Raw genomic sequence first — 26456 nt, 5'->3', positions numbered from 1 at the left:
GGCCCCTAGTCCTCGATGATCTCGAGAACGGCGCGGCAGTTTGCGCGCGAGGCGGCCGCGTTGAGAATGGTGCGCAACGACTTGGCTGTGCGCCCCTGCTTGCCTATCACGCGGCCGAGGTCCCCCTTGTCTACACGAAGCTCAAGTACGGAAGACTCATCGTTGACCGAATGGGTCACCTCTACGGCTTCCGGCTTGGTAACCAGGTTGGCAGCCAGGAACTCCAGGAGCTCCTTGAGAGCCTCGCCCTGTTTTACTACAGTGTCGAGCTCGTCCGCTGCAGGCCCGCTTTCTTCATCAGCTTGGCTACTGTCGGTGACGGTATCGCTCCCTTCTTCACCCATTGCTCGATTTTCTCCCCTTCAAGTTTGACCTCCGGTGGATCTGACAACGGGTTATAAGTACCCAGAACTTCAAGGTACTTCCCGTCCCGTGGAGCTCGCTTGTCTGCAGCCACGACTCTGTAAAAGGGTCGCTTTTTGGTCCCGCGTCTGGTCAATCGAATCGTAACAGCCATTAATATGTTTCCTGGGTTTCCCGTGCGCCACGGTCACCCGCGGTCAGATTCCCTCAGTTAATACTAGACCTCACGGCTCTTCTCAAGGGCTGCGGCCTATTTTCTGAGATCAGTAGTCAACAAAAGGCCCCCCGCTGACCGTTAAGACGACGGGGGGCCAAGGATTTATCCCCTTAAAACAGGGGGGTTACATCATGCCGGGCATGCCTCCGCCCATTCCGCCCATACCACCCATTCCGGCAGCAGCAGCAGCAGCTGCGTCACCGGCGCCCTTCTCTTCGGGCTTATCGGCCACGGCGGCCTCGGTGGTGAGAAGCAGTCCCGCCACCGAAGCGGCGTTCTGCAGGGCGGTACGGACGACCTTGGTGGGGTCGATGATGCCGGCCTTCAGCAAGTCCTCGAACTTGTCGGCGGCCGCGTTGTAGCCCAGGGCACCCTTACCGTTGCGTATGCGATCGATGACTATCGAAGGCTCGGCACCGGCGTTCCTGGCGATCCAACGGGTAGGCTCTTCGACTGCTCTTTTGAGCAGGTCGAGGCCGACGCTTTCTTCGTCGCTGGCCTCTACCTTGGCCAGTGCACTCGCGGCACGTACCAGGGCCACGCCACCGCCGGGAACGATTCCCTCTTCCACCGCAGCGCGGGTGGCGTGCAGTGCGTCTTCGACGCGGGCCTTCTTTTCCTTCATCTCGATTTCGGTAGCAGCACCGACCTTGATCACCGCGACTCCGCCCACGATCTTGGCAAGCCGCTCCTGCAGCTTCTCACGGTCGTAGTCCGAAGTAGTGGCTTCGATCTGGTTGCGGATGGTGCCGATGCGGCCCTGTATGTCGGCCTTCTTACCCGAGCCATCAACGATGGTGGTGTTGTCCTTGTCCACCACTACGCGCTTGGCACGGCCGAGATCGGTGAGGCCCACGTTCTCAAGCTTGAGCCCGAGGTCCTCTGAGATCACCTTGCCGCCGGTGAGCACGGCTATGTCGGTGAGCATTTCCTTGCGGCGGTCGCCGAAGCCCGGGGCCTTGACGGCTACGCAGTTCAGGGTTCCGCGGATCTTGTTCACCACCAGCGTGGCCAGGGCCTCGCCCTCGATGTCCTCGGCGATCAGCAGGAAGGGCTTGCCCGACTTGGCGATCGTTTCGAGTACCGGGAGCAGGTCCTTCATGTTCGAGATTTTCTTCTCGTGCACGAGGATCAGCGCGTCTTCGAGCGTGGCGGTCATGCGATCGGGGTCAGTCACGAAGTAAGGCGAGAGGTAGCCGCGATCGAACTGCATGCCCTCCACGACCTCGAGGTTGGTATCGAGGGCCTTGTTTTCTTCGACCGTTATGACGCCTTCCTTGCCGACCTTGTCCATGGCCTCGGCGATGATATCGCCGATGGTGCTGTCGGAGTTGGCCGAAATAGTGCCCACCTGGGCAATCTCAGCGCGGTCCTTGGTGGCCTTCGACATTTTCTCGAGGCTGCTCGTTATCGCGATCACTCCCTTGTCGATGCCACGCTTGATGGACATCGGGTCGTGACCTGCCGCCACCATGCGCGAGCCTTCGGTGAAGATCGCCCTGGCGAGTACGGTCGCAGTGGTCGTGCCGTCACCGGCAACGTCAGAGGTCTTGGAGGCGACCTCTTTCACCATCTGGGCACCCATGTTCTCGATCTTGTCTTCGAGCTCGATTTCCTTGGCTACCGATACGCCGTCCTTGGTCACGTTGGGAGCGCCCCAGGACTTTTCGAGAACCACGTTACGACCGCGTGGGCCGAGGGTTACTGTTACGGCGTCGGCAAGGGTATTGACGCCTTTGAGAAGCTTGTCACGGGCTTCCTGGCTGAAACTAACTATTTTGGCCATGTTACTGGTCTCTCCTCCGAGTGGGTTTTACCCGACTGGGTTTTTCTTTTTCCTTGGTAGCACTACGGGCCACCGCGGGGTTGCGTTCAGTTGGTATACGCGGCTCAGCCTTCGACCACGCCGAGGATGTCGTCCTCGCGCATGATCAGGTGCTCGATGCCGTTTATGTCGATCTCGTTGCCGGAGTACTTGCCGAAAAGGATGCTGTCACCCTTTTTGACGCCGGGCTTGCGCACGGATCCGTCATCGTTGACGCGGCCACCGCCAACGGCGACCACTTTGCCTTCCTGGGGCTTTTCCTTTGCTGTATCCGGGATGATTATGCCGCCGGCGGAAAGTTCTTCCTCGGCGATTCGCTGTACGAGTACGCGATCCTGTAATGGACGAATCTTCATGATGTATGTCTGCCTCCTGAGCCTGACAAGTATTGAGTCTGAAAACTAAAGTAACGCGGGCGCTTCGTAGCCCAGTAGACGGGCCATTTGTTGCCCAAACCTTGCGAACATTAATGGCGGGCAGCCGCGTGTCAAGGATATTTGGCAAAAAAACCGCCAGCCAGCCCCTCAAGGGCGCTTTTTTACCGGGGAAGGCTGGCTCCGGGGCCGGTTGCTCAGGACCGGGTTCCTAACGTCGCTTGGCTAGTTCTTCGCTGTACTGCCGGTAGAGCAGGTCCCACTCGCTGCTACCTTCTGGCACCTGTCGGCTGAGTGACTCGATGCGCTGCCTCACGGCCCGGTCGAGCTCGGGATCGTGGGCCCAGGCGGCCATGATGACCGAGGCCAGCACGCGCAGCGCCGCGCCTTCGTCCGCCACGCTGACGCCAGCAGTATTTCTCAAGGCCCCTAGGGCGGTCGTCGCGATAGATTCGACCCTCTGGTCCGACATTCCCCGTCCGGCACCGCTCACAGGGCAAAGTCCCTGGCCTGGGCGATGCGTTCTTTGAGCCCCCGCAGCAGCGTGCTGCGGTCCATGCCGGAGGTCGAGCTGCCCAGCTTTTCAAAGGTTCGTTCGGCTTCGAGCTCTATGGAGGCTTCGGCGGCAAAGTTGGCCGAGATCGCTGCCGAAACGGCCTTGGCCACCACGCCGTGGGGGCCATTTATGGCTGGCGAGGCCTCGTCGAGCAATTTGCGGGCGGCCTGCATGGCGACATCCTCTATCGACTGCTTGCTGCGGTCTTTCATGCTGCGTCCTTCATCCCGGAGCTACAATACCGGGGGCTGGGGGTTACCGCCAGAGATAAACGATCGTTGGGCGATTGTTGTCGTCGGCCCTGTTGAAAACTCTGCCAAGGGCAGTAGGCTGGTAAACAGATGATGGTCAAACCAGCCCCCCTGGCAGAAGGCGACAGGGTCGCCCTGGTGGCCCCGGCCGGGGTATGCGATCCCGGCCGCCTGGCAACCGGTGTGCAGCTGTTACGTGATTGGGGACTGGACCCGGTCACGCTGAACGTCGATGGGCGGCTTCGCTACATGGCCGACTCCGACCAGCGGCGCGCCGCTGCCCTCACCGAGGCTTTTTCCAACAGCGACTACCGGGCCGTGATGGCGGTTCGCGGAGGCTTCGGCTGCGCTCGCCTGCTCGACCGTTTTGACACGGCGCTGGTGGCTGCCAATCCCATAATGCTCACCGGTTTCAGCGACCTTTCGTTGTTGCTCAACCGCGTGGTGCAGGAAGCCGGCGTGGCCTGCTACCACGCGCCCATGGTTGCGGCCGATCTCCCGCGCCTCGGCGATGCTGCCAGGGAGTCGTTTAGGCGTTTCCTCTTCGGCGAAGACGGCTGGTTTGCCGGCGAGGCCGAGCAGTGCTGGCGCGGTGGCGTGGCGGAGGGCCTGCTGGTCGGGGGCTGCCTTTCGGTGCTGGTCACTACCCTGGGGACTCCCGCTGAAATAGACACCGAATCACGCATACTGTTTCTCGAAGACGTCGCTGAGAAACCCTACCGCATCGATCGCATGATGACCCATCTGCGACAGGCCGGAAAACTCGATCGCGTAGCCGGCCTGGTGCTTGGCCCCATGACCGATTGCGATGACGGCCAGGGTCCCGACATTCTCAGGGACATAGTTCTCGAGGCGTTGGCTGGCATTGACTGCCCGGTGGCCTGGGGGCTGCAGTCGGGGCACGGCTGCGACAACGGGGTTCTACCTTTCGGATGCAGGGTGAGGCTCGACGCCGACGCGCCAGGCCTCGAGCTGCTCGAGCCGGTGCTGTCCCCGGCCACGAGGTCGGGTTAGGCCGATTCCACGAGCTAAACAAGGTGAGTAAGGGCGGACAAGTATGGGCCGGGTTGGAGTCGCTGGTCGAAGAGGCCATGGGCCGGGGCGTGAGTCCGGGCGTGGTGCTGCTTGTAGGCCGGGGGGAGGACGTAATTTACCAGCGCGGCTGGGGTCGCCTGGGACTGGGCGAGACCCCCGGCGCAGACAGCGTGGTTACACCCGTTACATGTTTTGACTTGGCCTCTCTCAGCAAGCCCCTGGCGACGTTTGCCTCGCTTGTGTTGCTCATGGCAGAGGGGCGCTTGCTGCTGGGCCAGTCGGTGGCCGATTTTTTTCCAGGCTTTGGCGGCGTGGGGCCCTTTGCCGGTGCGGGAGCAGGTGGTGCTTCGGCCACCGTCGGCCAGCTGCTCACCCACAGTTCGGGCTTGCCCGACTGGGTGCCGTACTTCAAGGCCCCGGATTTTGCGGCGGCCGGGTCACAGCCGTTCACCTTCGACAAGCGTCGTCGCAGGCGCCTGGTGGCCGAGGTCGCCCGCCAGCCGCTGGTGTACGAACCCGGCAGCGAGTCGCGCTACAGCGATCTCGGTTTCATACTGCTGGGTGACATCGTAGAGCAGATCACCGGCGAGGGCCTCGACGAGTTCATCACATCGAGGCTGCTGCAACCGATTGGTACGGGCGCTGGTTTTCGTCGTCCGGGCTCAGGCGTCCGGGGTCAGGACGACGCCGAGTTAGCTCCCTGCGGAATCTGCGGGTGGCGGCAGCGGCTGGTGCAGGGACAGGTGCAGGACGAGAACGCCTGGCTTATGGGCGGGGTGGCCGGGCACGCGGGCTTGTTTGCCTCGGCCCGGGACATTCACCTGCTGGCCGCTGAGCACGAGGCCGCGCTGGCTGGCAAGTCGACGCTGCTCGACGGCCGGCTGCTGTGCCACCTGCTCGACGCCGAACCGTCGGTGCCTGGCTCGACCTGGCTGCCGGGCTGGGACACGCCCACGCCAGGCGCCTCGACGGCCGGCAGCTTGGTCGGCGCGCGCGCGCTGGGGCACCTGGGCTACACCGGCAGCTCGCTGTGGATAGACCGCGACCGGGGGGTGCACGTGGTGCTGCTCAGCAACCGCGTTCATCCGCACACTGGCAACCGCGGCATCGCCGCGCTCAGGCCGGCCGTGCACAACGCAGTGTTCGAGTGCGTTGATTCGCTGTCTCGACAGCGGTCACGCAAGCGTGCAGACTGAACGGGTCGTGGCAGGGAAATCACAACACGTACATCTCGTGGCTGTATGTGGCGTCGGCATGGCGCCGCTGGCCGTCATGCTCAAGCAGTCGGGCTACACTGTGAGCGGCTCGGACAAGGCTTCCTATCCGCCCATGGGACAGGTGCTGGCCGACGCCGGCATAGAGATACTCGAAGGTTTTTCGGCCGACCATCTCGACCCCCTGCCCGACGTGGTAGTTATCGGCAACGCGGTGTCGGCCAGCAACCCCGAGGCCGCCGAGGTCGAGCGCCTGGGGCTGCCCCGCCTGTCATTCCCCGAGGCGGTGGCCCGCTACTTCCTGCGCGACCGGCGTAGCCTGGTGGTGGCCGGTACTCACGGCAAGACGACCACTACCGGCATGCTGGCGCGCGTGCTCGAGGTCGCCGGCGAGGACCCCGGCTATCTGGTGGGTGGCCTGGTGCGCGACCTCGGAGGCTTGGCGCGGGCGGGCCGGGCGGGCGCCTGGTTTGCCATCGAGGGCGACGAGTATGACTCGGCCTACTTCGACAAGGGCCCCAAGTTTGTTCACTACCAGCCGGCGGCGAGCATAATCACCAGCGTTGAGTTCGACCACGCCGACATCTACCGCGACGTGGAGCACGTCAAGAGTTCGTTTGTGCGCCTGGTCGAGTTGCTGCCCGAAGGCGCCCCGCTGGTGGTTTGCGGCGACTATCCCCACCTGCTCGACCTGCTTGGTTCGTCGCCGCGGCCGGGCTTGATCAGTTACGGTTGCGGCGACAACAACCAGTGGAGGCCCACAGAACTCGAGCACGGTTCGGCCGGCAGCTCGTTCCGCCCGTCGCTTGAAGGTGAGCTGGGCCCGCGCTTACAGCTGCGGCTTCACGGCAGCATCAATGTGCTCAACGCGTTGGCGGTGTTCGTGCTTTCGAGACAGCTCGGTATATCCGACGCCGCCGTGGGCGAGGCCCTGGCGGGGTACCGGGGTGCCGCCAGGAGGCAGGAGCTGGTGGGCAGCGCTGCGGGCGTGGACGTGATCGATGACTTTGCCCATCACCCCACAGCGGTTGCCGGCAGCCTGGCTGCCATGGCCGACGCGTATAACGGGCGCAGGGTGTGGGCGGTGTTCGAGCCGCGCTCCAACACCAGCCGCCGGTCGGTCTTCCAGGCTCGCTATACCGAGGCCCTGGCCCTGGCCGACCGAGTCGTTCTGAGCGAGGTGTTCCACAAGGAGAACGATACCCTGGCCGAGGGCGAAGCACTCGACACCGAGGCGGTGGTTGAGGAGCTGAACAGTACTGGTACCCCGGCCTGGCAGGCCGACGGTCCCGACGCCATACTCGACCGCCTGCCGGGCGAGCTCAAAGCGGGCGACGTGGTGCTGTGTATGTCCAACGGCGCTTTTGGAGATCTTCCGCGCCGCCTGCTGGCTGCTCTCGGCGGCTGAGCTGTTCTATTTTCCGGCAGCGCTGTCGCCGCTGGAGCCATACACGCGCTCAAAATTGCGAGCGTTGCGCAGAACTTTTTTCACGTAGCCACGGGTCTCGCGGTAAGAAATTCTTTCGATGAACTCGTCCTCGTCGAGGCCGTCCAACCGGTCGAGCCAGCGTTGCGCCGCGTTCTCGCCCGCGTTGTAACCGGCGAGCATGAGGACTGGGTTATCGTTGAAGCGCCGCGCGAGCGAAGCGAGGTAGGCTGTGCCCAGCGCGATGTTGACGTCGGGCACGAAGAGGTCGTCGCGCGAAGGCTCTGCCCGGTCCGTCGTTTTGGCCACCCGCCTGGCCGTGGGCAAGAGCAGTTGCATCAATCCATAGGCAGCGGCCGGCGACGTGGCGTGCGCGTCAAAAACGCTTTCCTGTTTCATCAGTGCGTAGACCAGGGAGGGGCGGATCTTCCAGCGACCGGCCTCGCGCCCCACTATGTCGGCGTGGGCCCTGGGGTAGAGAAACGGATACAGCTGGGCATCGTTGAGCAGGCCCTTGCGATAGAGCTGAAGTGAGACGCGCAGGCTGCTGTTCCAGGCACCCGATGCGGCCAGCTGCGGTAAAAGGGCCAGCAGTTGTTCGCTGCTGCGGCCGCTGGTCAGTCGAGCGGTTTCGGTGGCCCCGTGGTGGCCCAGGCCGGCGATTCTCAGCGCTTCCGCCCGCGCCAGCGTGCGCCGTGCAGGCGCGTCAAGCGGGGCCGTTGAGCGCGGAAGATTCTCGACCTTGGCCGCGGGCGCCCTGAGCGGCAGCCGTTGCTCGACGAGCCAGGCATAAAAGCCGTCGGGAAACTCGGCCAGCAGCTGCCGGTACACGTCCAGGGCCTCGCTGCTGGTCTTGCCCGCCGCGCGTTCAATGGAGCGGGCTTTCCAGTACAGGGCACCTTCGCGTCCACTCGAGCTGGAGGGCCTGCTGACTCCCGATCCACGGGCGGGTGGCTTGGTAGCCTGCACGATGAGACCGAACTTCCACGCCGCGCCAGGGTAGTTACCCGCCCGGTACGAAGCCCAACCGGCCCTCCACGCCGACTCGCTGCGGATGTGCTGGTCACTGCTTTTTTCAGCCGAGCGATAGTGGGCGGCCGCACTGTTGTAGCGGCGGGCTGACTCATGGATGCGGCCCGAGGCGTAGTGGGCCTTGTGGTCTTCGTCCAGCCCCGACTCCAGCGACAGAAATTTTTCGAAACGTTGCAGGGCCAGCGTCGACTGGTTCGCGTTCCAGCTGTACACGGCCGACTCGTACAGCAGTCGCGCTGACCGGCCCGGGTCGCTTTCGCTCGCAGATTTCTGCGATAGCCACCAGGCAGCCGCCTGCTTATCTTTCAGGGCCGCGGTCGAGCGGGCCCGGCCGAGAATCGAAGTCGTGCGGGATGGGTGGCGCGGAAAGTCCTTGAGCAGCTTGTCCAGCATCGCCACGCGTTGGCTGTGCCTGCCCTCGGCACCCAGCAGCCGGGTCTCGGTCACCAGCTGCTCGGCGCTGGTCGGCAGCAGTTTTGGGTTGTCGCTTCGCAGATTGGCTGCCAGCTCGGCGGCCGGCCTGCCCGATTGACCGCCGGGATCTCTTGCCCTGGCGCGGTTGGCCAGCTCGAGCGAACGCGGGGGGTCCGAGGCCTGCAGGCGGCGCGCGGCCGCCACAGCGATAGCCGCAAAATCGGCATTGAGGGTGGTTCCGCCGCGGTACTTTTCGGCCAGCTCGAGTACGCGGGCGTTTGTTGTTTCCGACAGGCCAACCAGCAGCGCTGCGCTGGCGGGTGCCACCGGCGAGTCGGGTGCCAGCGCCAGCAGCTTCTCGAGTTCGCCGGCAGCTGCAGCTTTTTCATCGACGGCCGCCTCGGCGCTCAAGCCGGGAGCGGCGAGGCGGCTGCGGGCCAGGAAGTAGAGCACGTAGTCCTCCAGCAGGGCGAAGTCATTTTTCAGGGTGAGCAGGGTGCGCCGGGCCAGGGCCGGATCGTCGGCCCCGCTGGCGGACAGGGCCGTCACTGCAGATCCCAGCCGGGCGGCGTGGGTGGCGTCGGATCTGCCGAGCAGGGACTTTCCGGGTGCCGCCAGGGCGCTGCAGGCAGTAACGGCCGGGGCCAGCAGTGTGGCTGTAAGAAGGACGGAAAACGCTCTCGCTCTGATCAGCACGTGGTCTCCTTTTTGACTTTACCAGAGCGGGTTTAAGAATACAGGCCATGAATACCGGCCGCCTCGTATTGGCGTCTGCCTCGCCAAGGCGGCGCGAGATTCTCGATCGAGAGGGTTACAGTTTCGATATTGACGTAGCCGGGGTCGAAGAACTTCAGTGCCTGGGCGAGTCAGCGTTGCACGCCACTATCCGCCTGGCCCTGGAGAAGGCCGATGCGGTAGTGAGTCGGCGCCACGCGGGCGAAGTAGTCCTCGGCGCCGACACCACGGTGGTGGTCGAGAAAATGATGATGGGAAAACCCATCGACCGCGCCCAGGCGGTTGACTACCTGCTCATGCTCGCGGGGCGCAACCACTTGGTCTACACCGGCTGGGCACTGCTGGCGGCCGGCGGCGGTACGGGCCTGGCGCCCCCCGCCTGCGGGTTTACGCGCTCGGTGGTGCGCATGAGGGAGTTTTCGAGATTGGAGGCCGAGCGCTACGTAGCAATGGGCGAAAGCGACGACAAGGCTGGTGGGTACGCGGTGCAGGGGCTGGGACGCTCGCTGGTGGCTGCGGTAGCGGGCTGTGTGGACAACGTCATCGGCCTGCCCGTGGCGCAGCTCGAGGCCCCGCTCGCGCGCCGGGGAGTTCGGCCGCTGCAGCAAGGAGGGGGAGACGGTGGCGGTAGCCGATAATCTCGCCGAGGTCAGGGAGCGTCTGGCCGCGGCGGCTGCCCGTGCCGGCCGTGCCGCCCGCCCGCCGCGCCTGGTGGTCGTCACCAAGAACCAGCCCGACGAAGCCCTGCTGGAGGCGGCCAGGGCGGGGCAGCTCGACCTAGGTGAGAACTACCTGCAGAAGGCCCTGCCACGTATGCAGATCGCAGGCCTCGAAGACGTTCGCTGGCATCTCGTGGGACGCTTGCAGTCGAACAAGGCCAAGCGGGCAGCCGACGCTTTTTACCTGCTGCACGGTATCGACTCGGCTTCGGCCGGCCGGGCCTTGTCACGCGCTGTTGTCGCACTGGGAGAAGCGGCCGCGCCTTGCCGCTTGTTGATGCAGATCAAACTTGGCGGCGACCAGGGGCGGGCCGGCGTAGAAGAGGCCCAGGCCGAGCAGCTCTTGAGGCAGTTGGCCGACATGCCCGGGCTGAGCATCGAAGGCCTTACCGGTGTGGCCGACCCGGGGCAGGAGGCTCGCCCACAGTTTGAACGGCTGCGATTACTGCAGGAAAGACTGCGGGGGCTCGAGCTGCCGCGGGCAGCGATGGTTGAGATATCGGCCGGCATGTCGGCTGACTACGAGGATGCGATCATGGAGGGTTCAACGATGGTAAGGATAGGCAGGGCTGTGTTCGGGCAACGTGAAGGGGGCGAGTCGTGAGCAAGCAGGCGCCGGTTGTCGGTTTCGTTGGTGGTGGCAACATGGCTGCCGCGTTGCTCAAGGGCTTGCTGGAGCCGGGAGATGACGGCGGTGTTTCTCCAGAGTCAATAGTCGTCTGCGAGCCCCTGGCGGCTCGCCGCCGCGTGCTCAAGCGGCGCTTCGGAGTCAGGGTTACGGCTGATCTCGCGCAGCTGGCCGAGGCCGCCCAAACGGTGGTGCTGGCGGTAAAACCGCAGGTCATGGAAGAGGTTCTGTCGGGCCTGTCGCCGTTGCTCGGGCGCGGCAAGCTGGTTATTTCTATCGCGGCCGGTGTACGCCTGTCGCGCATGGAGAAGGCCCTGGGGCCCGGTGTGCGCGCTATTCGGGTCATGCCCAACACCCCCTGCCTGCTGGGTAGCGGCATGTCGGTGCTTTGCGCGGGGGCGACTGCGCGGAGAAAAGACCTCGCGGTGGCCAGGATCATGTTCGAAGCCGTTGGCGAAGTGCTCGTGGTTGAAGAAGAGAAGCTGATGGACGCGGTCACTGGCTTGAGCGGTAGTGGCCCAGCCTATGTTTACCTGTTTGCCGAGGCGCTGGCCCGCGGTGGCAAAGCGGCCGGGCTCGACCAGGAAACCGCTTTGCACCTCGCCTGTCACACCCTGGCTGGCGCCGCCAGGATGTTGCTTGAGAGCGGGCAGGGGCCCGTTGAGTTGCGCAAGGCGGTTTCGTCGCCGGGCGGCACCACGCTGGCCGGCCTTGCCGCTCTTGCCAGCGGGGGTTTCAGCCAGACCGTGGCTTCGGCCGTGAAGGCAGCCACGAGGCGGTCGAGGGAACTCGCCGTTGACAAGACTGGCCGCCGTTCCTAGTTTCGTTCTGTTCCCACAAGGGAAACAAAAAACAACGGAAGCGTAACCAAGGTGCCAATCTACGAATACGAGTGCCCCGTCTGCGGGGTTTTTGAACACCCCCAGTCCATGTCCGACGATCCCCTGTCGCGCTGCGCCACCAAGGGTTGCCGGCGCAAGGTGAAGCGGCTGATTTCGTCGTCGTCGTTTCAGCTCAAGGGCGGCGGCTGGTACTCGGAGGGCTACCAGAAAGGCTCCGGGGACGATTCATCCAAGGACAAGAGCGCTGCTTCGCCGGCCAGCTCATCGGCCGGTTCGTCGTCTGACTCTTCGTCCAGCAGCGGTTCCGACAGCAGCCCGGCCAGCGGCTCAAGCAAGGGGTCGGGCAAGAGCTCGAGCAAAACTTCGGCGAAAAAACCCACAAAATAAGCTGCATTGCGTCAAAGCCCGGCCCACGGCCTTGACTTTTATGACGCAGTGAGTAAAGTAGTGCACAGCTAAGCGTTACGGCCAGCTTTTAGGCTGTCCGCACATGGATACGGCACGGGTTTGGGTACAAACTTAAACCTGTGTTCCTTGGGCGGGTTCCCGTTTGGCGCTCCCCCTGTTGGGGGGGCAAAGATGGGGCCGGATGACGCGGTACGACAAGAGGGAATAAAAAATGACAAAAGCAAAGAAGCAACCTACACCGCTTTTCGGTAACGTAACCAATACCGTGGACAGGGTTCGTGGCGAGGTCGAAGGGGCCGCGGAGCGTTTCGGACGTCGCGCGGTGTCCATGCTCCCTGAGCAACAGCAGGGCCAGGTCGACAAGGTGGTCGACAAGATGGTTGACAGTATCGGCGAAGTTCGCGAGGACCTCAACGGTCGCGTCGACGAACTGCGTGAGCAGATCGAAGAGCGCCTGGCCGACGCCAGGACCGAGCTCGACAAGAGGGTCACCGGGCTGCGCAAGCAGACCAACGGCCGTCGCCGCGAGCTGACTTCCAGCGCCCAGAAGGAAGCCGGTAAGCTGGCCACGCGGCTGGCCAAGTGGCTCAAGCTGCCTGTGCGCGGCGATGTTGATTCGGTCAAGCGCAGGCTCACCGCCATTGAGCGCAGGATCGACACCCTCGAGAAGGGGTCACGCCGTAAAGCAGCGGCCTGACCTGGGAAATCCGTAAAGCGGGGTTGAGCGAGATCGGGAAACCGATTCGGTCAGCCCCGCTTCTTTTTGCCTGCTACCTTCCGTCTCACCCGCCCCCAGCCACCGCCGCCGGGGGTCTGCACGCGAACTCGGTCGCCGGCGGCCAGTTGCAGCTCGGTTTTCGAGGCGATGGCTTTCGTTCGGCCGCAGCTGCTCACCGTATCGCGGCCCGGTAGACCGGGCTTTCCGCCCGCCAGTCCCCAGGGCCCCTCTTGCCGCCGGTCGGCCAGCAGTGTCAGTGTGGCTGGCACCAGGACCTCTATTTCTCGATCTATTCCGTCACCCCCGCGGTGCTTTCCGGCCCCGCCCGAGCGCCTTCGCAGCCCGTAGCGGATCACTCTCAGGGGGTAATAGGATTCGAGCAATTCCACGGGCGTGTTGAGCGTGTTGGTCATGTGGGTGTGCAGGGCGTGGCAGCCCGGACCCGACGGTCCGGCGCCGGCTCCACCCGCCACCGTTTCGTAGTAGGCAAAGTGGCGATCACGGTGCACGTCCCAACCTCCGAGCGTCAGGTTGTTCATCGTGCCCGAGCTCGCCGCCGGTACACGACCGGGCAGTGCTCGGGCCAGGGCCCGCAGCAACAGGTCTACTATACGCTGCGAGGTTTCGACGTTGCCTCCGGCCACGGCTGCCGGAAAGCGGCAGTCGACGAGCGTGCCCGGCGTCGTGAGTATGTCTACGGGCTCCATCATGCCGCGGTTTGCCGGTACCCGGCTGCCGGCGAGGCACGCCACGACATAAAAGACCGCCGACGTGGTCACCGCGAGGTTGGCGTTGAGCGGGCCCCGGCATTGAGGGGCGCAGCCTCGCAGGTCGATCTCCAGGCGTTTGCCCCGCCGCCGTAGCGTGACCGAAAGTCGCAGTGGCTCCGGGTCAATACCATCGTTATCGAGGGAGTCGCGGGCGTTAAACTCGCCGGTGGGCAGCTCCTTGATCATGGCTTCGACCAGGCGCTGCGAGTAATCCTGGAGCTCCTTCATGGCGCGCGTGATACGCCCAGGGCCGAAGCGAGCCGCCAGTTCGGACAGACGCTGATCGCCGCTGCGCAGGGCCGCGACCTGGGCGTCGAGGTCGCCCATCCTCTCGGCGGGCACGCGGGTGTTGGCCAGGAACAGCTCCATCGTTTCGCGTACCACGCGGCCACCCCGGTAGAGGTGAACCGGCGGCATGCGGAATCCCTCCTGGTGGATGTCGGTGCACAGCGCCATCGAACCGGGTGCGTGGCCTCCCACGTCGGCGTGATGGGCGCGGGCCGCCAGCCAGGCAAAGGGTCGGCGAGTGCGCCCGGCCCTGCTCGACTTGTCGTGGCCGGCTAGGAAGACCGGTGCCACCACGGTGAGGTCGGGCAGGTGGGTACCGCCCGAGTAGGGGTCGTTGAGCAGCATGATGTCGCCGGCGAGAACGTCTCCGCTGTCAGCCGTCATGGCCTCGATGGCTGCCTTGACCGACAAGGGTGTCGAGCCGAGGTGCACCGGTATGTGCGCAGCGTGCGACACCATGCCGCCAGCCGCGTCAAAAATCGCGCAGGAAAAATCGCGACGCTCCTTGATGTTGGGCGAGAAGCCGGCCTGGCAGAGCACGGTGCCCATTTCTTCGGCCACCGCGACCAGGCGGTTGCTGAAGAGCTCGAGCTCGACTGGATCGAAGCGTTCAGCCACCGTCTTTCTCCAGCCGCAGGTTAGACTCGGCGTCCACGCGGGCGGTCCAACCGGTAGCAATCAGCGAGGTAGAACTGTACTCGGTCACCAAGGCTGGCCCCACGAAACGGTCCCCCATCACGAGGTCGTCGCGACGGTACAACGGCAGCCTTCGTTTTCTGCCATCGAGATACACGCTCACGTTATGCGCGGGCGTCGGGGTCCTGCTACGGCCAACCGTGGCCACGGTCCTGCGCCTGCGGCGGCGGGCTTCGGTTGCGGTTACGTGCAGCGCGCAGGCCTCCACCGGCCGCGATTCGTCGTGGTGGTGAAACAGCCTGTGGTGCTCGCGGTCAAAAGCGGCGCGGAAGCCTGGCTTCAGCGGCACTTCGATTTCGCTTGATTGGCCGAGGTAGCGCAGCCCCACGCTTCGGCTCAGCCGTATCTGACCCGGCCGGCAGCCTTGTTGCAGCAGCTCGGCACAGGCCTGTTTTTCGAGCGCGAGGCAGCGTTGCCTGAGCTCGCCGATGTTGGGGTCCTGCAGTGACAGCGCGGCCCTCAGGTCGCGGCTGAAGCTGCCCTCCAGCACTCCCCCTGCCGAAAGCAGGCCGGGGTTGCAGGGGAGCAGCACGCTGACCATCTGCAGCGAATCGGCCACCGCGCAGGCGTGCAGGCCCGCCGCACCGCCGAAGCCCAGCAGGGTCGCGCCGCGCGGGTCCTGGCCACGCTCTATGGTTATGCGGCGAATTGCCCTCTCCATGTTGGCCTCCACTATCCGGAGCACGCCCTCGGCGGCACGTTCGGCCGACAGGCTGCCCATGCGCTTGCCCAGTCGGGTCATCACCCGGCGTGCCCGCGCAAGATCGACAGGCATTTCACCGCCGAGCAGTCCGCCGCCGGCGAGTCGTCCGAGCAACGCGTTGGCGTCGGTTACCGTGGGTTCGCTTCCTCGCCCGTAACAGGCGGGGCCGGGCGTGGCACCCGCGCTCGCCGGTCCTACCTTGAGCGCGCCGCCGGCATCGACCGACGCTATCGAACCGCCGCCGGCGCCCACCGTGTGAATGTCCACGGCCGGGCAGCGCAGCGGGATGCCACCGATAACGGTGGTGTTGGTGAGAGGGATAGACCCGTTGATCAGCGTGACGTCGGTGGAGGTGCCCCCCATGTCGAGCGTCACGGCTTGCTCAAGGTCAACTGCGCGCATGACCTCGAAGGCCGCCGCGACTCCGCCCGCTGGCCCCGAGAGCATGCTGCGAACCGGCTCGCGGCTCACCGTCTTTACGCCCAGGCAGCCACCCGAGGATTGCATGACGCGGAAATCGGTAGTTCCGCACTTCAGCGCGAGATCTTCGAGGTGCCGTTCCACCCGCGGGCGCACGAAGGCGTTGGCCACCGCGGTCGAGGCGCGCTCGTACTCTCCGGGTTCGGGCGAGAGCTGTTGCGAAAGGGTCACCGGTACGCCGAGTTGGCGCAGGGCCTCACCCACGGCTTTTTCGTGGGCCGGGTTGACGTGGGAGTGCAGCAGGCACACGGCTATCGATTCGACCCGCGCTCGTCGCAGCTTGCTGGCCAGTTGGTCGAGAGCTCCCTTGTCGGGGCGCAGCAGGGCTTTGCCGTCGGCCGCGCTTCGTTCGGCCAGGCCGAAGCTCATGTTTCCTGCCAGCAGGGGTTGCTCGCGTCGCGGCTCCAGCCGGTAGAGTTCGGGGCGGGCCTGCCTGCCGATTTCGAGCAGGTCTTCGAAACCCGCGGTGGTGACCAGTGCGGTGCGCGCGCCTTGCCGCTGCAACATAGCGTTGGTGGCTACGGTGGTGCCGTAGCCCAGGCGGTCGGGGGGAGTTCCGTCGAACAGGCGCGCCAAGGCGTCGAGTACCGCGCGGCCGGGATCGTCGGGCGTGGACAACAGCTTGCACCAACCGCTGCTACCGTCCGAACGGCGGTAGACCACGTCGGTGAAAGTCCCACCGGTGTCTACGCCTACCTCGAGTCTGCCTTGAGCATTGCTCTGCACGCGTTCGATTCTACCGCGGGCCCGTGGCGCAAGGCGCTGCCCGTCCCACGAGTTGCCGTCAGCGGCAGTCAATAGCCGTTGCCGCCCGGCTTTAACAACTCCGCCCGGTCGCGCTCTTGCGGGCGTAGCCGGGTGGGGTAAGAATGAAGGGCGATGCGTTCTTCTACGCCTGTTGCCGTAGCCCGGCACACGTTCTCTCTCATGGCCGTGGCCGCCTTCTTGACGGTGGTGACGCTGTTGTCGGCGTCCTCGGTCCTGGCGGCACAACCGCCGCTACTGCTGTACATGGCTGCAGACCTGCGGGAAGCCGACATCGAAGAACCCGACGCTTCGCAAGAGGACCTCCTGGAAGCCGGCCCCCGGGCTGCCCCCTGGCAGCCGGTTTCGGCTGCGGGCGAACGCCGCCTTGCGATAGCCAGCAGCGACCGCGTGTTGCTGTCCATGGTCCCGGTACAGGTAGCCGCCGGTGGGCGCGTTTTCGTGTACGGCGAACTGCCGGCCCCCCTGCTGGGACAAAAGCTCGACGCCGAGGTGCTCCTCTACGAAGAAGGCGATTGGAAGCGAAGGCATGTATTCAGTCCGGGTGAGGGCAAGCTCGGCCGCCTGAGCAGCACACTTGTTGTTCCCGAACGTGAACCCGGACCGGTGGTGGCGGCCTTGTACGCGCAGTTGGCCACCAACGGTGGAGCGCGCACCATCAGCAGCCTGCCGGTAAGTATCCCGCGCTCTTCGGAACTGCGTTTTGGATACAGCGTAGATTCCGAGGACTGGAAGGGCCTCGCGCCGGTGTCCATCACGGTTCGCGCGCGGGTGTTCGAAGACGGACGGCCCGCGCTGCAGACGGTGAAACTTTTCAGCGCCATGGTCGATCCTGGTCAACTGGAGCCGGCCTGGTTCGACATCGACGTAGATGTTTCGTCGCTTGGCGGTAGGCAGGTCAGCATAGAGTTCGAGTCGCGCTCTGTGGGTGGCGGTTCTAAAGTGGTGCCGGCGGTGGTTTGGAGTTCGCCGATGGTGGTCGCCAGGAAGGGCCGCGACAGGCGCCCCTCCCTGGTCATCGTTGGGCTCGATTCATTTCGCTATACGAGCATGGGCTGCTGCGGTTCGCGGCGCGACACTACGCCTTTCATGGACGAGTGGTTCGGTGGCAACGGCGCGATCTTTGACAACGCGTCGACCCCGTCAGTCACTCCGCAATCGGCGTGGATGAGCGTGTTTACCGGGCTGTACCCGTCGGTGCATGGTGTGCTCGACAACAACGAAGAGCTGTCGCCGCAGGTCGACACCCTGGCTGCATTGCTGTCGCGTGGGGGCTACCGCACGGTGGCTTTTACCGAGGGTGGTGCCGCGGGAATCTCGAGCCCCCTGGCTGCCGGCTTCGACAGTTTCGTGGCCGACGAGGGCTACGACCTGGCCGACACCGAGGGCCGCCTGGTCGGCACGCTCGAGTCCGCGGGCAACTGGGTCAACGCGCACTCGGACGAACCCTTTTTCATGTTCGTGCACAGCTATCGGCTGCATGCACCGCACCTTCCGCCGCGGGGCTACGGCAGCATGTTCAAGGACGACAAGTTGTTTGCCGACAGCCGCGTCGACGAGGGCGCCCTGGTGCGCTACGAACGCGAACTGCGCTACTTGGACGACCAGCTCGGCGCCTTCGTAGACTCGGTGGTGAGAAAACTCGACGGCAACGTGGTGGTGGTGGTCACCTCCGATCATGGCCAGGAGTTTCTCGAGCACGGTGCGAGGGGCGCGGGCAGCCATCTTTACGAAGAATCGTTGAAGGTTCCGCTCATGATGAGTGGCCCTGGCATAAAAAAATCCACGCGCTACGACGCTTCGTTGAGCCTGGTCGACCTCGCTCCCACACTGGTTGAGCTGTTGGGTATCGAGGCGCCACCGGGTGTACAGGGAGTGTCGCTAGCCAGTTCGCTGGGCAGCGGCCTGCCTTTTTCACTGTCGCCTCGGTTCAGCGAAGCAAGGGGGCGGCTGCGCGTGGACGAGAGCGGTAAAGGCCTGCGCTGGAAATCGCCCGCTTACGCAGTCAAGCAGGGACGCTACAAGCTCATCATGCAGCCGGCAACGGGTGGTGGGCAGGAGTTGGAGGCCTACGATCTCGCGATTGATCCGGCTGAGCGCAACAACCTGCTGGCTGGCGGCGGGCAGGCCCCCGACTGGGCGGCCACGTTGACCGAGGCCCTCATGGGCTACCCTGTTGCCTGTAAGCAGGTGGCCAGGGGCGCTGGGCCGAGTGCTCAGCGCGGCTACGCCGGCCTGCTCAAGTCGCGCGCGCTTGGCGAAGCGACCATCCGCAAACCCTGAGTCAGCCCGCGGTCACCGATACGTTTTCGATTCTCGCCGAGGGCACGAGCGCAGAGCTGCCGACCAATCTGCGCTCGGACGAGAGAGCGCTTATGTCGCGCAGGGCTTCGAACAGGTTTCCGGCTATCATGGTTTCGCGTATCGGCCGGCGCTGTCCGTTTTCGACCAGGAAGCCGTTCTTGACCACGCCCGAAAAGTCTCCAGTCACCGCGTTGGTGCTGCCCGAAAAACGGTTGACGAGTACGACGGGGCCGCCGTCGCTCGCCAGTAGATTGCTTTCTTCACCGGCGGCCAGCTCGAGGTAGCTCGGGCCAATACCCGGAGGGGATGAGGCCGACCCCGCGGCGTGGCCGGTCGAGCGGGCGTCGCCACCGGTGAGCGTCGCTTCGTGCTGGTTAAACAGAAAGGTGCGCAGCCGCCCGTCCTCGATGATGGTGGTTTTTGCCGTCGCCACGCCTTCGCGATCAAAGGGACTCGAGGTCACCATCGAGTCGAGGGTCGCGTCGTCGACCAGGCTGAAAGCCTCGCAGGCGATGACCTGCTCGAGCTTGTCGGCCAGGGGGCTCCGGCCCTTGCGGACGGTGTCGGCGCACAACGCCCCCATCAGGTTTGACAGAAGGAACTCGGCAACGGCTTCGGGAGACAGCACAACGGGGCCGCGGTAACTAAGGCCCTCGCCGGCACCCAGCCCCGCCAGGCACTTGTCGGTGAAACGATCTGCCGTCTTGAGCAACGCCGCTTCGAAGCCGTCCAGCTTGCAGCTCGACTCGCTGTCGTAGTCAAAGCTGGCAATGTCTTCTCCGTCCACGGCCATGCCGAACAGGGATCCGCCGGCCATCGTAGCTGATTTTGCTTTCTCGATTCCCAGCGAGTTGACGAGCGCGCTGCGCTCGATCGAAAAGCTCACCGACCCCGAGTCGATGGTGACGCGCGGGTCGCGCGACTTGACGGCCTCGGCCAGAGCAGCGGCGAGGCGGCTGGAGTCGGCCACTGTCATTTCTTCGATCGCCGGGTCGTAAAGGCCCTCGACGGTAGTGCTGTCACCCGTGGGCGCGAAGGCGTTGGCCTCGTCGGCCGGGATGACCGAAGCCTGGGCGAGCGCCTCTTTTATGCTGTCGGCCAGGCTCCTCTCCGATACGTCGTTGGCGGTGACGAAGGCCTTCGAGCCCTGGCTTATTACCCTGAGCCCGAACACGGTTTCCTCGCGGGACTGAACGGTGTGCACTTCGCCCGACTCGATGTTGGTTTCTACCCCGCGGCCGCTTTCGACCATGGCTTCGGCCTGTTCGGCGCCGGCGTCAATGGCCATGTCGACCAGTTGTTTGCAGATCTCCAGCGGATCCCGGGGCGAAACACTCCCCCCTGTCGAGCTCACTGCTCGCCCCCGAGCAGTGCCTTGCATCTGATGTAGGGTCCGCCTGCGTCAACTTTGGCCGGTTGCCCCTTGCCGCAGTAGCCCGACCCGAGGTCCCAGCGAAAACTGTCCGACACGCTGTCCACCGTTGACAGCACGTCGAAGGCGATACCGGTCACCGTGACTCCCTTGACCAGCGCCCCGAGTTTGCCGTCCTTGATCTCGCGCGCTTCCTGCACGCCGAACATGAACTCGCCGGTGGCGTCGGCCTGGCCGTTGCGAGGGCCGTCGAGGAGGTAGCCGTGCCTCGTGCTCGCGATCATCTCTTCGAGGCTGGTCTGCCCCGGCTCGAGGTAGGTGTTGCGCATTCTTATGAGCGGCTCGTCGGCGTATTCCCAGGCCCTGGCGTTGCCCGTGGGCGCGACACCGTAGCGAGCCGCGCTCTCGCGGTTGTGGAGGTAGGACTCGAGTATGCCGTCGCGGATGATGACCGTGCGACCGGCGAGCACGCCCTCGTCGTCCACGGGTATGGTGCCGCCGGCGCCGTCTTCGAGTTCCGAAGCGCCACTGTCGCACAGCGTGACCAGGTCGCTGGCCACGCGCTGGCCCAGCTTCCCGGCCGCCACCGATCCTGCTTGTACGAAGTCGGCTTCGACCGTGTGGCCGATGGCCTCGTGCAGCAGCAGCCCCACTATCGAGGGCGCCAGGATGACCGAGGCACGGCCGCCCTGCGGGTGCCCGGCCGACAGCAGGTCAACAGCGGTGCGCGCCGCCTTGCCGGCAAAGTACTCGCCGTCGCCGTGGCGAAACAGGCACTCCCAGCCACCGGTAGTGCCAATCGCTTCGAAGCCGGTCGACATCTCTCCGTTTCTTTCGGCCACCGCCTGCAGGCGCAGCTCGGGTCGCACCAGGCGAAAACTCGCAGCGGCTCCGTCGGTGGTGACGATGGCTTTTTCTTCAAAGATTTCTGAGTAGCCGCAGGTAGCAGACGAGACCGACGATGAAGAACCGCGCACGGTTTCTTCGAGCTTGCGGGCCATGCCGACTTTTTCCTCGAGCGAGCGTTGCTCGATCTCGTCGACTCCCGGTTGGCTGAAGTCACCGGTGGCGAGTTTGACCTCGGGCAGGTCGGCTACCGCCTCGCTTCGCAGCGAGGCGCCCGAGCTCGCGGCGGCCCGCGCCGACTCGATGGCTCGCTTGACGTCGGCGGGTTCTGAACTTCCGGTGGAGGCGAATCCCCAGGCGCCGTTCTCAAGCACGCGCACGCCCAGCCCGGCAACCGAGCGCGAGCTGCTGCTTTCGACTTTGCCTTTTTCTACGACCACCCCGCGGGAGGTCTTGGCGTGGTATCTGAGCTCAACGAAGCCCCCTGCCGAGGCGGCGGCCTGCTTGAGGGTCTCGATTACTCCAGCGGCGGACATCCGCCTATTCTAGGCATGTTTTCGGGTTGTTCAACATCCAGCGACCCGGGGGTTTGTGTGCCCGCTGCCGCTGCGGTAATTAGCCGGGTGGATTCCGCACCTGCAGCGGGCGTACCGGCCAGGCCGGGGCGCAAGATCAAGGTAAATCCCTTGCGTTGTAAGTCGGAATCCTGTGATGGCCTTCTGGCCTTCGAGGAAACGGATGAAGGATTTCTCATGGGGAACATGATCCTTCTGGCGGATGAGGTTGAGGGGAAGAGGTTTTTTCCGTGCCCGAAGTGCAGGGGTCGCAACCTGGTCGACGAAGTCGAACACGGTGGCAGGACCCGCGTCCGCGTTTTTGGTTTTGAGCCCGACAAGTAGCAAGCAAGCGGCGTTTGCCGCTTGCTGTTCTTCGGGCAACAGTCACTGACAGCCACTGGTTCTTTTTCGTGCACCGGGTAGTGCCTTGCGCGCTTTTGCGCGCTCGGTTGGTGTACCGAGTGAGAAGTTTGAACAAGTATAAGGTGTTGGGTGCGCAGAGCGCGGCGCTGCCGGTGGCTGCGCTGGCCTGCGCGCTGCTCGTCATTCCCTCGTTTTCCGGTGCGGCTTCGCTCCCGGAGGGACCACGCCCGGGTGTTTCAGTGGAGGCGAAGCGACGGCCAAGTAGCCAGCAGCTCAACAGGCTGGATCGGCTCGAGCCCCTGATTCGCTACTTCAGCTCCTTGTCTTACGGCCCCGACGACGCGCGCGTGAACGGCGACTACATTCGCGCTTTGATACTCACCGAATCGGGCGCCAACATACGCGCCCGCTCGCGTAAGGGTGCAAGGGGACTGACGCAGATCATGCCGTCCACGGCCAGGTGGGCCGTGGCTCATCTCGCCCGCGAAAACTACGACTACCTGTATGTAGACGAGGACGTGTTCAAGGATTTCGTGGCCGACGATCTTTACCATCCCGGTTTGAACGTGTTGTTGGCCTGCTACCTCAACGCCACTTACAACCAGCGTTTTGATGGACAGGTTGAGTTGATGGCCGCGGCTTGGAATGCCGGGCCCGGGGCGGTGCGGCGTTATGGAAACCAGCCGCCCCCTTATCCCGAAACACTTACCCTGATCAGGCGAGTGCTGGGATACATAGATTTTTTCACGGCTACCGTCGGCGTTAATCCCGCATCACCCGGACTGGCTCTCAAGTAGCCAGCCTTTCAAGTAGCCAGCTACCGCGTAGCGGGCCGGCCTGCGGGGCCGGCGGTCTAGTGAAGTGTGCGGACGCGCTCGTTGCTGGCGCCGGCCACCGAAGCGTCGTTGTGCGAGCGCTCCCTGGCGAAGGGCAGCAGGGTCTCCATTATCCAGGAACCTTTTACTCGCTTGCCGGTGAAAACCACCTGCGAAGAAGACCTCTTTGAACCACTTTTTTCGTTACGCTTTGCCATGCTCGTTTTTCCTCCCGAAAGACTGTGGGTGGATAAAAGCATGGCTCGTGCCAGCGTCGTGGCAGGCAGTTGAAAATAGTTAAGTTATGGAAATTGCAAGAGAATTACCCTCGCACACGCCATGGCAAAGGGCACGGCAATGAACCGCGCGGTACAGGATTGTCCGCCTCAGCGGCCCTTGAACTGGGGGCGGCGTTTTTCGAGGAAGGCGGTCACGCCTTCGGCGTAGTCTTCGCTCTGAAAACAGCGCGAGACAAGGTCCTTGACCTCGTCGGGAGATATGCGGCCGACTCTGCGCGAGGCCTGTTTTGAGTAAGCCAGCGCGAGGGGAGCATTTGATGCTACCTGGGCAGCGATTTTCCTGGTGGTTTCTTCGAGCTGGTCCGAGCTTACACAGCGGTGCAGCATTCCCATGCGCAGCGCTTCTTCGCCTTGCACGAAGCGGCCGGTGAGCAGCAGATCCAGCGTCGTAGCCTCTCCGAGCAGGGCCAGCAGCCGTTCGAGGGCGTGGTGCGGGTAGGCCAGGCCGAGGCGGCCGGCCGGGATGCCCATGGGCACGTCCTGCGCGGCTATCCTGAGATCACAGCCGAAGGCCAACAGGCAGCCACCCCCGATGCAGGGCCCGCCCAGCATGGCGATAGTGGGGACCGAGAGCTTCTCGAGCGCCGCGAGCGTGTCGCGGCTTCCCTCGTCGTAGCGCCGTGCTTCTTCGGGGTCTGAACGCAGGGCGCGGAACTCGGTTATGTCAGCCCCGGCAACAAAGTTACCCTCTGTGCCCGTCACCACGATTACCCGGACTTCTTCGTGCGAGGCCAGGTCCTGCAGCAAAGCGGGAAACGCCTGCCACATGTCTCGGGTCATGGCTCCGCGGCTCCGCGGGCGGTCAATTTTGAGCCAGCCAACGGCACCGTCTATCGAGCTCTTCAGTTCTTCGGTGCTGTTCACGGTGACAACGGTATAGCGCTGCCAGGGTTTTTGTGGAAGTCAGGGCTGAAAAGTCCAGCCGTAGAAGCGGGGTAGGGCCTGGCCCAGGGGGAGTTATTTCAGGGGGAGGCTGGCGTTGGCAAAGGTTCCCGAAAGCTTGACCTTGCCCGAGTTGATAAGCTTGAGAGCCGTCGACACCAGGGTTCCCTCGGTGCAGTGACCGTGGCTTTCGTCCTCGATCGTGACGAGGAGGTCGAGCAGGGTCGTCTTGCGTACGGTCTTGTGAGTCGAAGCCATGCCCGGGCTGAAGCAAAATGCTTGCCCAACGAAAAGCAGTAAAAAGGGCCTGTAAACAGGGGGGCTAGAGATTCAGGGATGCAAGAGCCGGACGTAAGCGTGCAGTGCTGCGCGAAAACGTAGATCCGGGGGAGAGCGTAGACCCGGGCGAAGACGTAGACCCGCCTCAGCGATGTCGGCGCGTGGTCGGGTCGAGGCTGGCCGGTTCGACGTGGACGACCACGTCTGTCACCGCGGGGTAGCTCTGTTTTATCTTGTCCTCGATTTCCTCGGTGACGTGGTGCGATCGGAGTACACTCATGTCGTCGGGCAGGTAGAGCTGCAGGTCAACGTAGATGTCGCTGCCGTTACTGCGCGAGCGAACCGCGTGCACGCGGCCCATGGCCCGGTTGTTCTCGAACAGGGCGGCTATTTCCTCGCTGGGTATGGGAGCCGCGTCCGACAGTACGGCCAGCGCGTCGCGCATGATGATGTAAGCCGTGCGCGCTATCAGGGCACCGATGCCAGTTGCTACCAGGATGTCGAGGCCCGGGTAGCCCAGGCGTACGGCGGCCAGCGATCCTATTACCGCCAGCGATGCGTATACGTCCGAGCGCGTGTGGGCCGCGTCGGCCTTGAGCACCCGGCTGTTGAGCCGCTCGCCGGCAGAGTGTTCCCAGCGGGTTACGGCGATGTTGACGAGCAGGGTCGATATCATGACGGCAAACGCCAGTGGGCTCGCCGTTGGGACAGATCCACCGTGTGACCTGTCCAGCGCCGCGCCCAGCACTTCCCAGGCCGCCAGCACCAGGAAGCCAGCGATTACCAATGCCGCCACTACCTCGTAGCGGCGATGCCCGTAGTGGTGGTCCGCGTCGGGCGGCCGCGAAGCCGCGGTTACGCCCAGTATGCCCACCACCGTGGCCAGGCTGTCGAACAGGGAGTGGTAGCCGTCGGCCAGGATGGCGATGCTGGCCGTCATCGTCCCGGTCAGCAGCTTGGCAATCGCGACCGACAGGTTGAGCACCAACACTGCCGAGAGCACCCCGGTGGTACCGGTACGCCTCCCGGAAAGCGCCCCGGGCTTGTCGCTGTAGCGGCTTTCGGAGGTCATGAAGGGCATCATGTCAGCGCGAGGGGCAGATTCCAACGTGGCCTGCGGCCGGTGGCCCCTTATAGTGCAAGGCTTGTTACCTTGACGAAAAGTTGGTACTCAATGTCGATAAGCCGTTCCCCGGGGCGGCTACGCGTATATGGGTAAAGACGGTATAGAGGTAGACGGGACGGTCAAAGAGAACCTCCCGAACGCATTTTTCAAGGTGGAGCTGGAGAACGGCCACACCGTGCTCGCCCATATTTCGGGTAAGATGCGTAAGTACTATATCCGTATCCTTCCAGGCGACGCCGTTAAGGTGGAGCTGTCGCCCTATGATCTGACCAGGGGTCGGATAATCTGGCGAGAGAAAACGCCCCCCCGCACGCCTCGCAAGCGGCGCTAGCCGGGGTGGCCGCCGTTGGGGAGTGGCCAAATTGGTAAGGCACCTGATTCTGGTTCAGGCAACTGAAGGTTCGAATCCTTCCTCCCCAGCCATTCTCGTCCACTGACTTTCCTGCTTTTTCGAGCTCCTGCCCCCGGCGTTCACAAATGTTCGTTTAGCAGGTCGAGTGAAGCACCGCGGTCAATGCTGCTGCTGTTGTTGCGGGTGCAGGCTTCTGGCACGCCCATTGCTCATTCAGCAGCGGGTAGTTGGGCTCGAGCCCAGGCAGACCCGGGGGAAGTCTTATGGACGACCAGTTTTCAGACGGGGATTCACAACTTTCAACAGGTAGCGAGCCCGCGGCGGAATCGCCGATGGGTATACTGCGCTGGTCCGGGTTCGTCCTGGGGCTGGTGGCGGTGGTGGCGGCTGTGGCCGCGCTCATGCCATCCAACGGTGAGCTGCAACTCCGGGCAGGAGAGTCGGCGCAGAGGGCAGGGATGCTTGAAAGCCTGGGCGCTACGATCGCCGTAGTGCCGGCCAACGCGCTTTGCGGTAACGCCCAGTTGGATGAGGGTGAGGCCTGCGACGACGGTAACCTTTCCAACTCGGACAAGTGCCTGGCTAATTGCAAGCTGCAGAGCTGCGGAGACGGATTTATCCACGTTGGCTTTGAGCAGTGTGACGACGGAAATTCTGACGACGCCGATAGTTGCCTGGCTAGCTGTCGCAGTGCTCGCTGTGGGGACGGCCTGGTCCAGATCGATGTAGAGAGCTGCGACGATGGCAACGCTGATAACAGCGACGCCTGCCTCTCCAGTTGCGAGACTGCCTCCTGCGGCGA

Annotated in this window: 28 protein-coding genes and 1 tRNA gene; 14 read left to right on the top strand and 15 right to left on the bottom strand. The window is 64.1% G+C overall.

Annotation, left to right across the window (positions count from 1 at the left end):
* Positions 1 to 5: 5 nt before the first annotated feature.
* The 6 genes from EYQ35_10540 to EYQ35_10515 form a co-directional block, all read right to left on the bottom strand.
* Positions 6 to 344 (bottom strand): KH domain-containing protein, encoded by a 339-nt coding sequence (locus EYQ35_10540; GenBank protein HIF64572.1) that lies wholly within the window; start codon positions 342 to 344, stop codon positions 6 to 8.
* Positions 257 to 517 (bottom strand): 30S ribosomal protein S16, encoded by a 261-nt coding sequence (gene rpsP, locus EYQ35_10535; GenBank protein HIF64571.1) that lies wholly within the window; start codon positions 515 to 517, stop codon positions 257 to 259. The genes EYQ35_10540 and rpsP overlap by 88 nt, the downstream gene beginning before the upstream one ends.
* Positions 518 to 704: 187 nt before the next feature.
* Positions 705 to 2366 (bottom strand): chaperonin GroEL, encoded by a 1662-nt coding sequence (groL, locus tag EYQ35_10530; protein ID HIF64570.1) that lies wholly within the window; start codon positions 2364 to 2366, stop codon positions 705 to 707.
* Positions 2367 to 2470: 104 nt separating this feature from the next.
* Positions 2471 to 2761, bottom strand: coding sequence for a co-chaperone GroES (locus EYQ35_10525; GenBank protein ID HIF64569.1), 291 nt, complete (start codon positions 2759 to 2761; stop codon positions 2471 to 2473).
* A 229-nt stretch (positions 2762 to 2990) separates the two neighbouring features.
* Positions 2991 to 3272 (bottom strand): DUF507 family protein, encoded by a 282-nt coding sequence (locus EYQ35_10520; protein ID HIF64568.1) that lies wholly within the window; start codon positions 3270 to 3272, stop codon positions 2991 to 2993.
* Positions 3269 to 3547 (bottom strand): hypothetical protein, encoded by a 279-nt coding sequence (locus tag EYQ35_10515; protein HIF64567.1) that lies wholly within the window; start codon positions 3545 to 3547, stop codon positions 3269 to 3271. The genes EYQ35_10520 and EYQ35_10515 overlap by 4 nt, the downstream gene beginning before the upstream one ends.
* A 129-nt stretch (positions 3548 to 3676) precedes the next feature.
* On the opposite strand from EYQ35_10515, the gene EYQ35_10510 reads away from it, so the two are divergent.
* Genes EYQ35_10510 through EYQ35_10500 form a run of 3 tightly spaced genes read left to right on the top strand, consistent with a single transcriptional unit; the run spans position 3677 to position 7243 of the window.
* On the top strand, positions 3677 to 4600 hold the full coding sequence (locus EYQ35_10510) for an LD-carboxypeptidase (GenBank protein HIF64566.1): 924 nt from the start codon (positions 3677 to 3679) through the stop codon (positions 4598 to 4600).
* Positions 4519 to 5817 (top strand): class A beta-lactamase-related serine hydrolase, encoded by a 1299-nt coding sequence (locus EYQ35_10505; GenBank protein ID HIF64565.1) that lies wholly within the window; start codon positions 4519 to 4521, stop codon positions 5815 to 5817. The genes EYQ35_10510 and EYQ35_10505 overlap by 82 nt, the downstream gene beginning before the upstream one ends.
* A gap of 7 nt (positions 5818 to 5824) precedes the next feature.
* Positions 5825 to 7243: a UDP-N-acetylmuramate:L-alanyl-gamma-D-glutamyl-meso-diaminopimelate ligase gene (locus EYQ35_10500; GenBank protein ID HIF64564.1), complete on the top strand. Its 1419-nt coding sequence runs from the start codon at positions 5825 to 5827 to the stop codon at positions 7241 to 7243.
* Between the two features lie 6 nt (positions 7244 to 7249).
* Here the strand turns inward: EYQ35_10500 and EYQ35_10495 are convergent, their stop codons facing one another.
* Positions 7250 to 9403 (bottom strand): hypothetical protein, encoded by a 2154-nt coding sequence (locus tag EYQ35_10495; GenBank protein HIF64563.1) that lies wholly within the window; start codon positions 9401 to 9403, stop codon positions 7250 to 7252.
* A 47-nt stretch (positions 9404 to 9450) separates the two neighbouring features.
* Here EYQ35_10495 and maf point away from each other — a divergent pair, with 47 nt between their 5' ends.
* From maf to EYQ35_10470, 5 genes are all read left to right on the top strand, one after another.
* Positions 9451 to 10080, top strand: a complete 630-nt coding sequence (maf, locus tag EYQ35_10490) for a septum formation protein Maf (GenBank protein HIF64562.1) — start codon at positions 9451 to 9453, stop codon at positions 10078 to 10080.
* Complete coding sequence (locus EYQ35_10485; GenBank protein HIF64561.1) at positions 9971 to 10765, top strand: YggS family pyridoxal phosphate-dependent enzyme; 795 nt, start codon at positions 9971 to 9973, stop codon at positions 10763 to 10765. The genes maf and EYQ35_10485 overlap by 110 nt, the downstream gene beginning before the upstream one ends.
* Positions 10766 to 10806: 41 nt before the next feature.
* Positions 10807 to 11610, top strand: a complete 804-nt coding sequence (locus tag EYQ35_10480) for a pyrroline-5-carboxylate reductase (protein ID HIF64560.1) — start codon at positions 10807 to 10809, stop codon at positions 11608 to 11610.
* Between the two features lie 51 nt (positions 11611 to 11661).
* Positions 11662 to 12018, top strand: a complete 357-nt coding sequence (locus tag EYQ35_10475; protein ID HIF64559.1) for a zinc ribbon domain-containing protein — start codon at positions 11662 to 11664, stop codon at positions 12016 to 12018.
* 232 nt (positions 12019 to 12250) lie between these two features.
* Positions 12251 to 12736 carry a hypothetical protein gene (locus tag EYQ35_10470; GenBank protein HIF64558.1) on the top strand — a complete coding sequence of 162 codons (486 nt, stop codon included), beginning with the start codon at positions 12251 to 12253 and terminating at the stop codon, positions 12734 to 12736.
* A 50-nt stretch (positions 12737 to 12786) separates the two neighbouring features.
* On the opposite strand, the gene EYQ35_10465 is transcribed toward EYQ35_10470, so the two are convergent.
* Positions 12787 to 14433 (bottom strand): hydantoinase B/oxoprolinase family protein, encoded by a 1647-nt coding sequence (locus EYQ35_10465; GenBank protein HIF64557.1) that lies wholly within the window; start codon positions 14431 to 14433, stop codon positions 12787 to 12789.
* On the bottom strand, positions 14426 to 16687 hold the full coding sequence (locus EYQ35_10460) for a hydantoinase/oxoprolinase family protein (GenBank protein ID HIF64556.1): 2262 nt from the start codon (positions 16685 to 16687) through the stop codon (positions 14426 to 14428). The genes EYQ35_10465 and EYQ35_10460 overlap by 8 nt, the downstream gene beginning before the upstream one ends.
* On the opposite strand from EYQ35_10460, the gene EYQ35_10455 reads away from it, so the two are divergent.
* Positions 16574 to 18742 (top strand): hypothetical protein, encoded by a 2169-nt coding sequence (locus EYQ35_10455; protein HIF64555.1) that lies wholly within the window; start codon positions 16574 to 16576, stop codon positions 18740 to 18742. The genes EYQ35_10460 and EYQ35_10455 overlap by 114 nt on opposite strands.
* Before the next feature lies 1 nt (position 18743).
* Here the strand turns inward: EYQ35_10455 and EYQ35_10450 are convergent, their stop codons facing one another.
* Positions 18744 to 20144, bottom strand: a complete 1401-nt coding sequence (locus EYQ35_10450) for a TldD/PmbA family protein (protein HIF64554.1) — start codon at positions 20142 to 20144, stop codon at positions 18744 to 18746.
* Complete coding sequence (locus tag EYQ35_10445; protein HIF64553.1) at positions 20114 to 21517, bottom strand: TldD/PmbA family protein; 1404 nt, start codon at positions 21515 to 21517, stop codon at positions 20114 to 20116. Before EYQ35_10445 ends, EYQ35_10450 begins: the two co-directional genes overlap by 31 nt.
* 87 nt (positions 21518 to 21604) lie before the next feature.
* Here EYQ35_10445 and EYQ35_10440 point away from each other — a divergent pair, with 87 nt between their 5' ends.
* Both EYQ35_10440 and EYQ35_10435 read left to right on the top strand, forming a co-directional pair.
* Positions 21605 to 21880, top strand: a complete 276-nt coding sequence (locus EYQ35_10440; protein ID HIF64552.1) for a hypothetical protein — start codon at positions 21605 to 21607, stop codon at positions 21878 to 21880.
* A gap of 14 nt (positions 21881 to 21894) precedes the next feature.
* Positions 21895 to 22698, top strand: coding sequence for a hypothetical protein (locus EYQ35_10435; protein HIF64551.1), 804 nt, complete (start codon positions 21895 to 21897; stop codon positions 22696 to 22698).
* Positions 22699 to 22754: 56 nt separating this feature from the next.
* Here EYQ35_10435 and EYQ35_10430 read toward each other — a convergent pair whose 3' ends face one another.
* From EYQ35_10430 to EYQ35_10415, 4 genes are all read right to left on the bottom strand, one after another.
* On the bottom strand, positions 22755 to 22934 hold the full coding sequence (locus tag EYQ35_10430) for a hypothetical protein (protein HIF64550.1): 180 nt from the start codon (positions 22932 to 22934) through the stop codon (positions 22755 to 22757).
* 168 nt (positions 22935 to 23102) lie between these two features.
* The gene (locus tag EYQ35_10425; protein HIF64549.1) at positions 23103 to 23879 is read right to left on the bottom strand and encodes an enoyl-CoA hydratase; all 777 of its coding nucleotides are present in this window, start codon (positions 23877 to 23879) and stop codon (positions 23103 to 23105) included.
* 93 nt (positions 23880 to 23972) lie between these two features.
* A complete protein-coding gene (locus EYQ35_10420; GenBank protein HIF64548.1) occupies positions 23973 to 24155 on the bottom strand; it encodes a hypothetical protein in 183 nt (60 codons plus the stop codon).
* A 166-nt stretch (positions 24156 to 24321) separates the two neighbouring features.
* A complete protein-coding gene (locus EYQ35_10415) occupies positions 24322 to 25284 on the bottom strand; it encodes a cation transporter (protein HIF64547.1) in 963 nt (320 codons plus the stop codon).
* A gap of 103 nt (positions 25285 to 25387) precedes the next feature.
* On the opposite strand from EYQ35_10415, the gene infA reads away from it, so the two are divergent.
* The 3 genes from infA to EYQ35_10400 form a co-directional block, all read left to right on the top strand.
* Positions 25388 to 25633 carry a translation initiation factor IF-1 gene (gene infA / locus EYQ35_10410; protein HIF64546.1) on the top strand — a complete coding sequence of 82 codons (246 nt, stop codon included), beginning with the start codon at positions 25388 to 25390 and terminating at the stop codon, positions 25631 to 25633.
* A gap of 16 nt (positions 25634 to 25649) precedes the next feature.
* Positions 25650 to 25725, top strand: a tRNA-Gln gene (locus EYQ35_10405).
* Positions 25726 to 25917: 192 nt separating this feature from the next.
* Positions 25918 to 26456, top strand: a 539-nt coding sequence (locus EYQ35_10400; protein HIF64545.1) for a DUF4215 domain-containing protein, incomplete at its 3' end; no start/stop codon positions are given.

Source organism: Candidatus Binatota bacterium (assembly GCA_012960245.1).
Lineage (GTDB): Bacteria > Desulfobacterota > Binatia > UBA1149 > UBA1149 > UBA1149.
This window is presented reverse-complemented; position numbering and strand designations above follow the sequence as displayed.

Coding starts and splice junctions, on each gene's coding strand:
- EYQ35_10540 (HIF64572.1), bottom strand. CDS start 344: ATGGGTGAAGAAGGGAGCGATACCGTCACCGACAGTAGCCAAGCTGAT.
- rpsP (HIF64571.1), bottom strand. CDS start 517: ATGGCTGTTACGATTCGATTGACCAGACGCGGGACCAAAAAGCGACCC.
- groL (HIF64570.1), bottom strand. CDS start 2,366: ATGGCCAAAATAGTTAGTTTCAGCCAGGAAGCCCGTGACAAGCTTCTC.
- EYQ35_10525 (HIF64569.1), bottom strand. CDS start 2,761: ATGAAGATTCGTCCATTACAGGATCGCGTACTCGTACAGCGAATCGCC.
- EYQ35_10515 (HIF64567.1), bottom strand. CDS start 3,547: ATGAAAGACCGCAGCAAGCAGTCGATAGAGGATGTCGCCATGCAGGCC.
- EYQ35_10510 (HIF64566.1), top strand. CDS start 3,677: ATGATGGTCAAACCAGCCCCCCTGGCAGAAGGCGACAGGGTCGCCCTG.
- EYQ35_10505 (HIF64565.1), top strand. CDS start 4,519: ATGCAGGGTGAGGCTCGACGCCGACGCGCCAGGCCTCGAGCTGCTCGA.
- maf (HIF64562.1), top strand. CDS start 9,451: ATGAATACCGGCCGCCTCGTATTGGCGTCTGCCTCGCCAAGGCGGCGC.
- EYQ35_10480 (HIF64560.1), top strand. CDS start 10,807: ATGGCTGCCGCGTTGCTCAAGGGCTTGCTGGAGCCGGGAGATGACGGC.
- EYQ35_10470 (HIF64558.1), top strand. CDS start 12,251: ATGACAAAAGCAAAGAAGCAACCTACACCGCTTTTCGGTAACGTAACC.
- EYQ35_10455 (HIF64555.1), top strand. CDS start 16,574: ATGCGTTCTTCTACGCCTGTTGCCGTAGCCCGGCACACGTTCTCTCTC.
- EYQ35_10450 (HIF64554.1), bottom strand. CDS start 20,144: ATGCAAGGCACTGCTCGGGGGCGAGCAGTGAGCTCGACAGGGGGGAGT.
- EYQ35_10445 (HIF64553.1), bottom strand. CDS start 21,517: ATGTCCGCCGCTGGAGTAATCGAGACCCTCAAGCAGGCCGCCGCCTCG.
- EYQ35_10430 (HIF64550.1), bottom strand. CDS start 22,934: ATGGCAAAGCGTAACGAAAAAAGTGGTTCAAAGAGGTCTTCTTCGCAG.
- EYQ35_10420 (HIF64548.1), bottom strand. CDS start 24,155: ATGGCTTCGACTCACAAGACCGTACGCAAGACGACCCTGCTCGACCTC.
- infA (HIF64546.1), top strand. CDS start 25,388: ATGGGTAAAGACGGTATAGAGGTAGACGGGACGGTCAAAGAGAACCTC.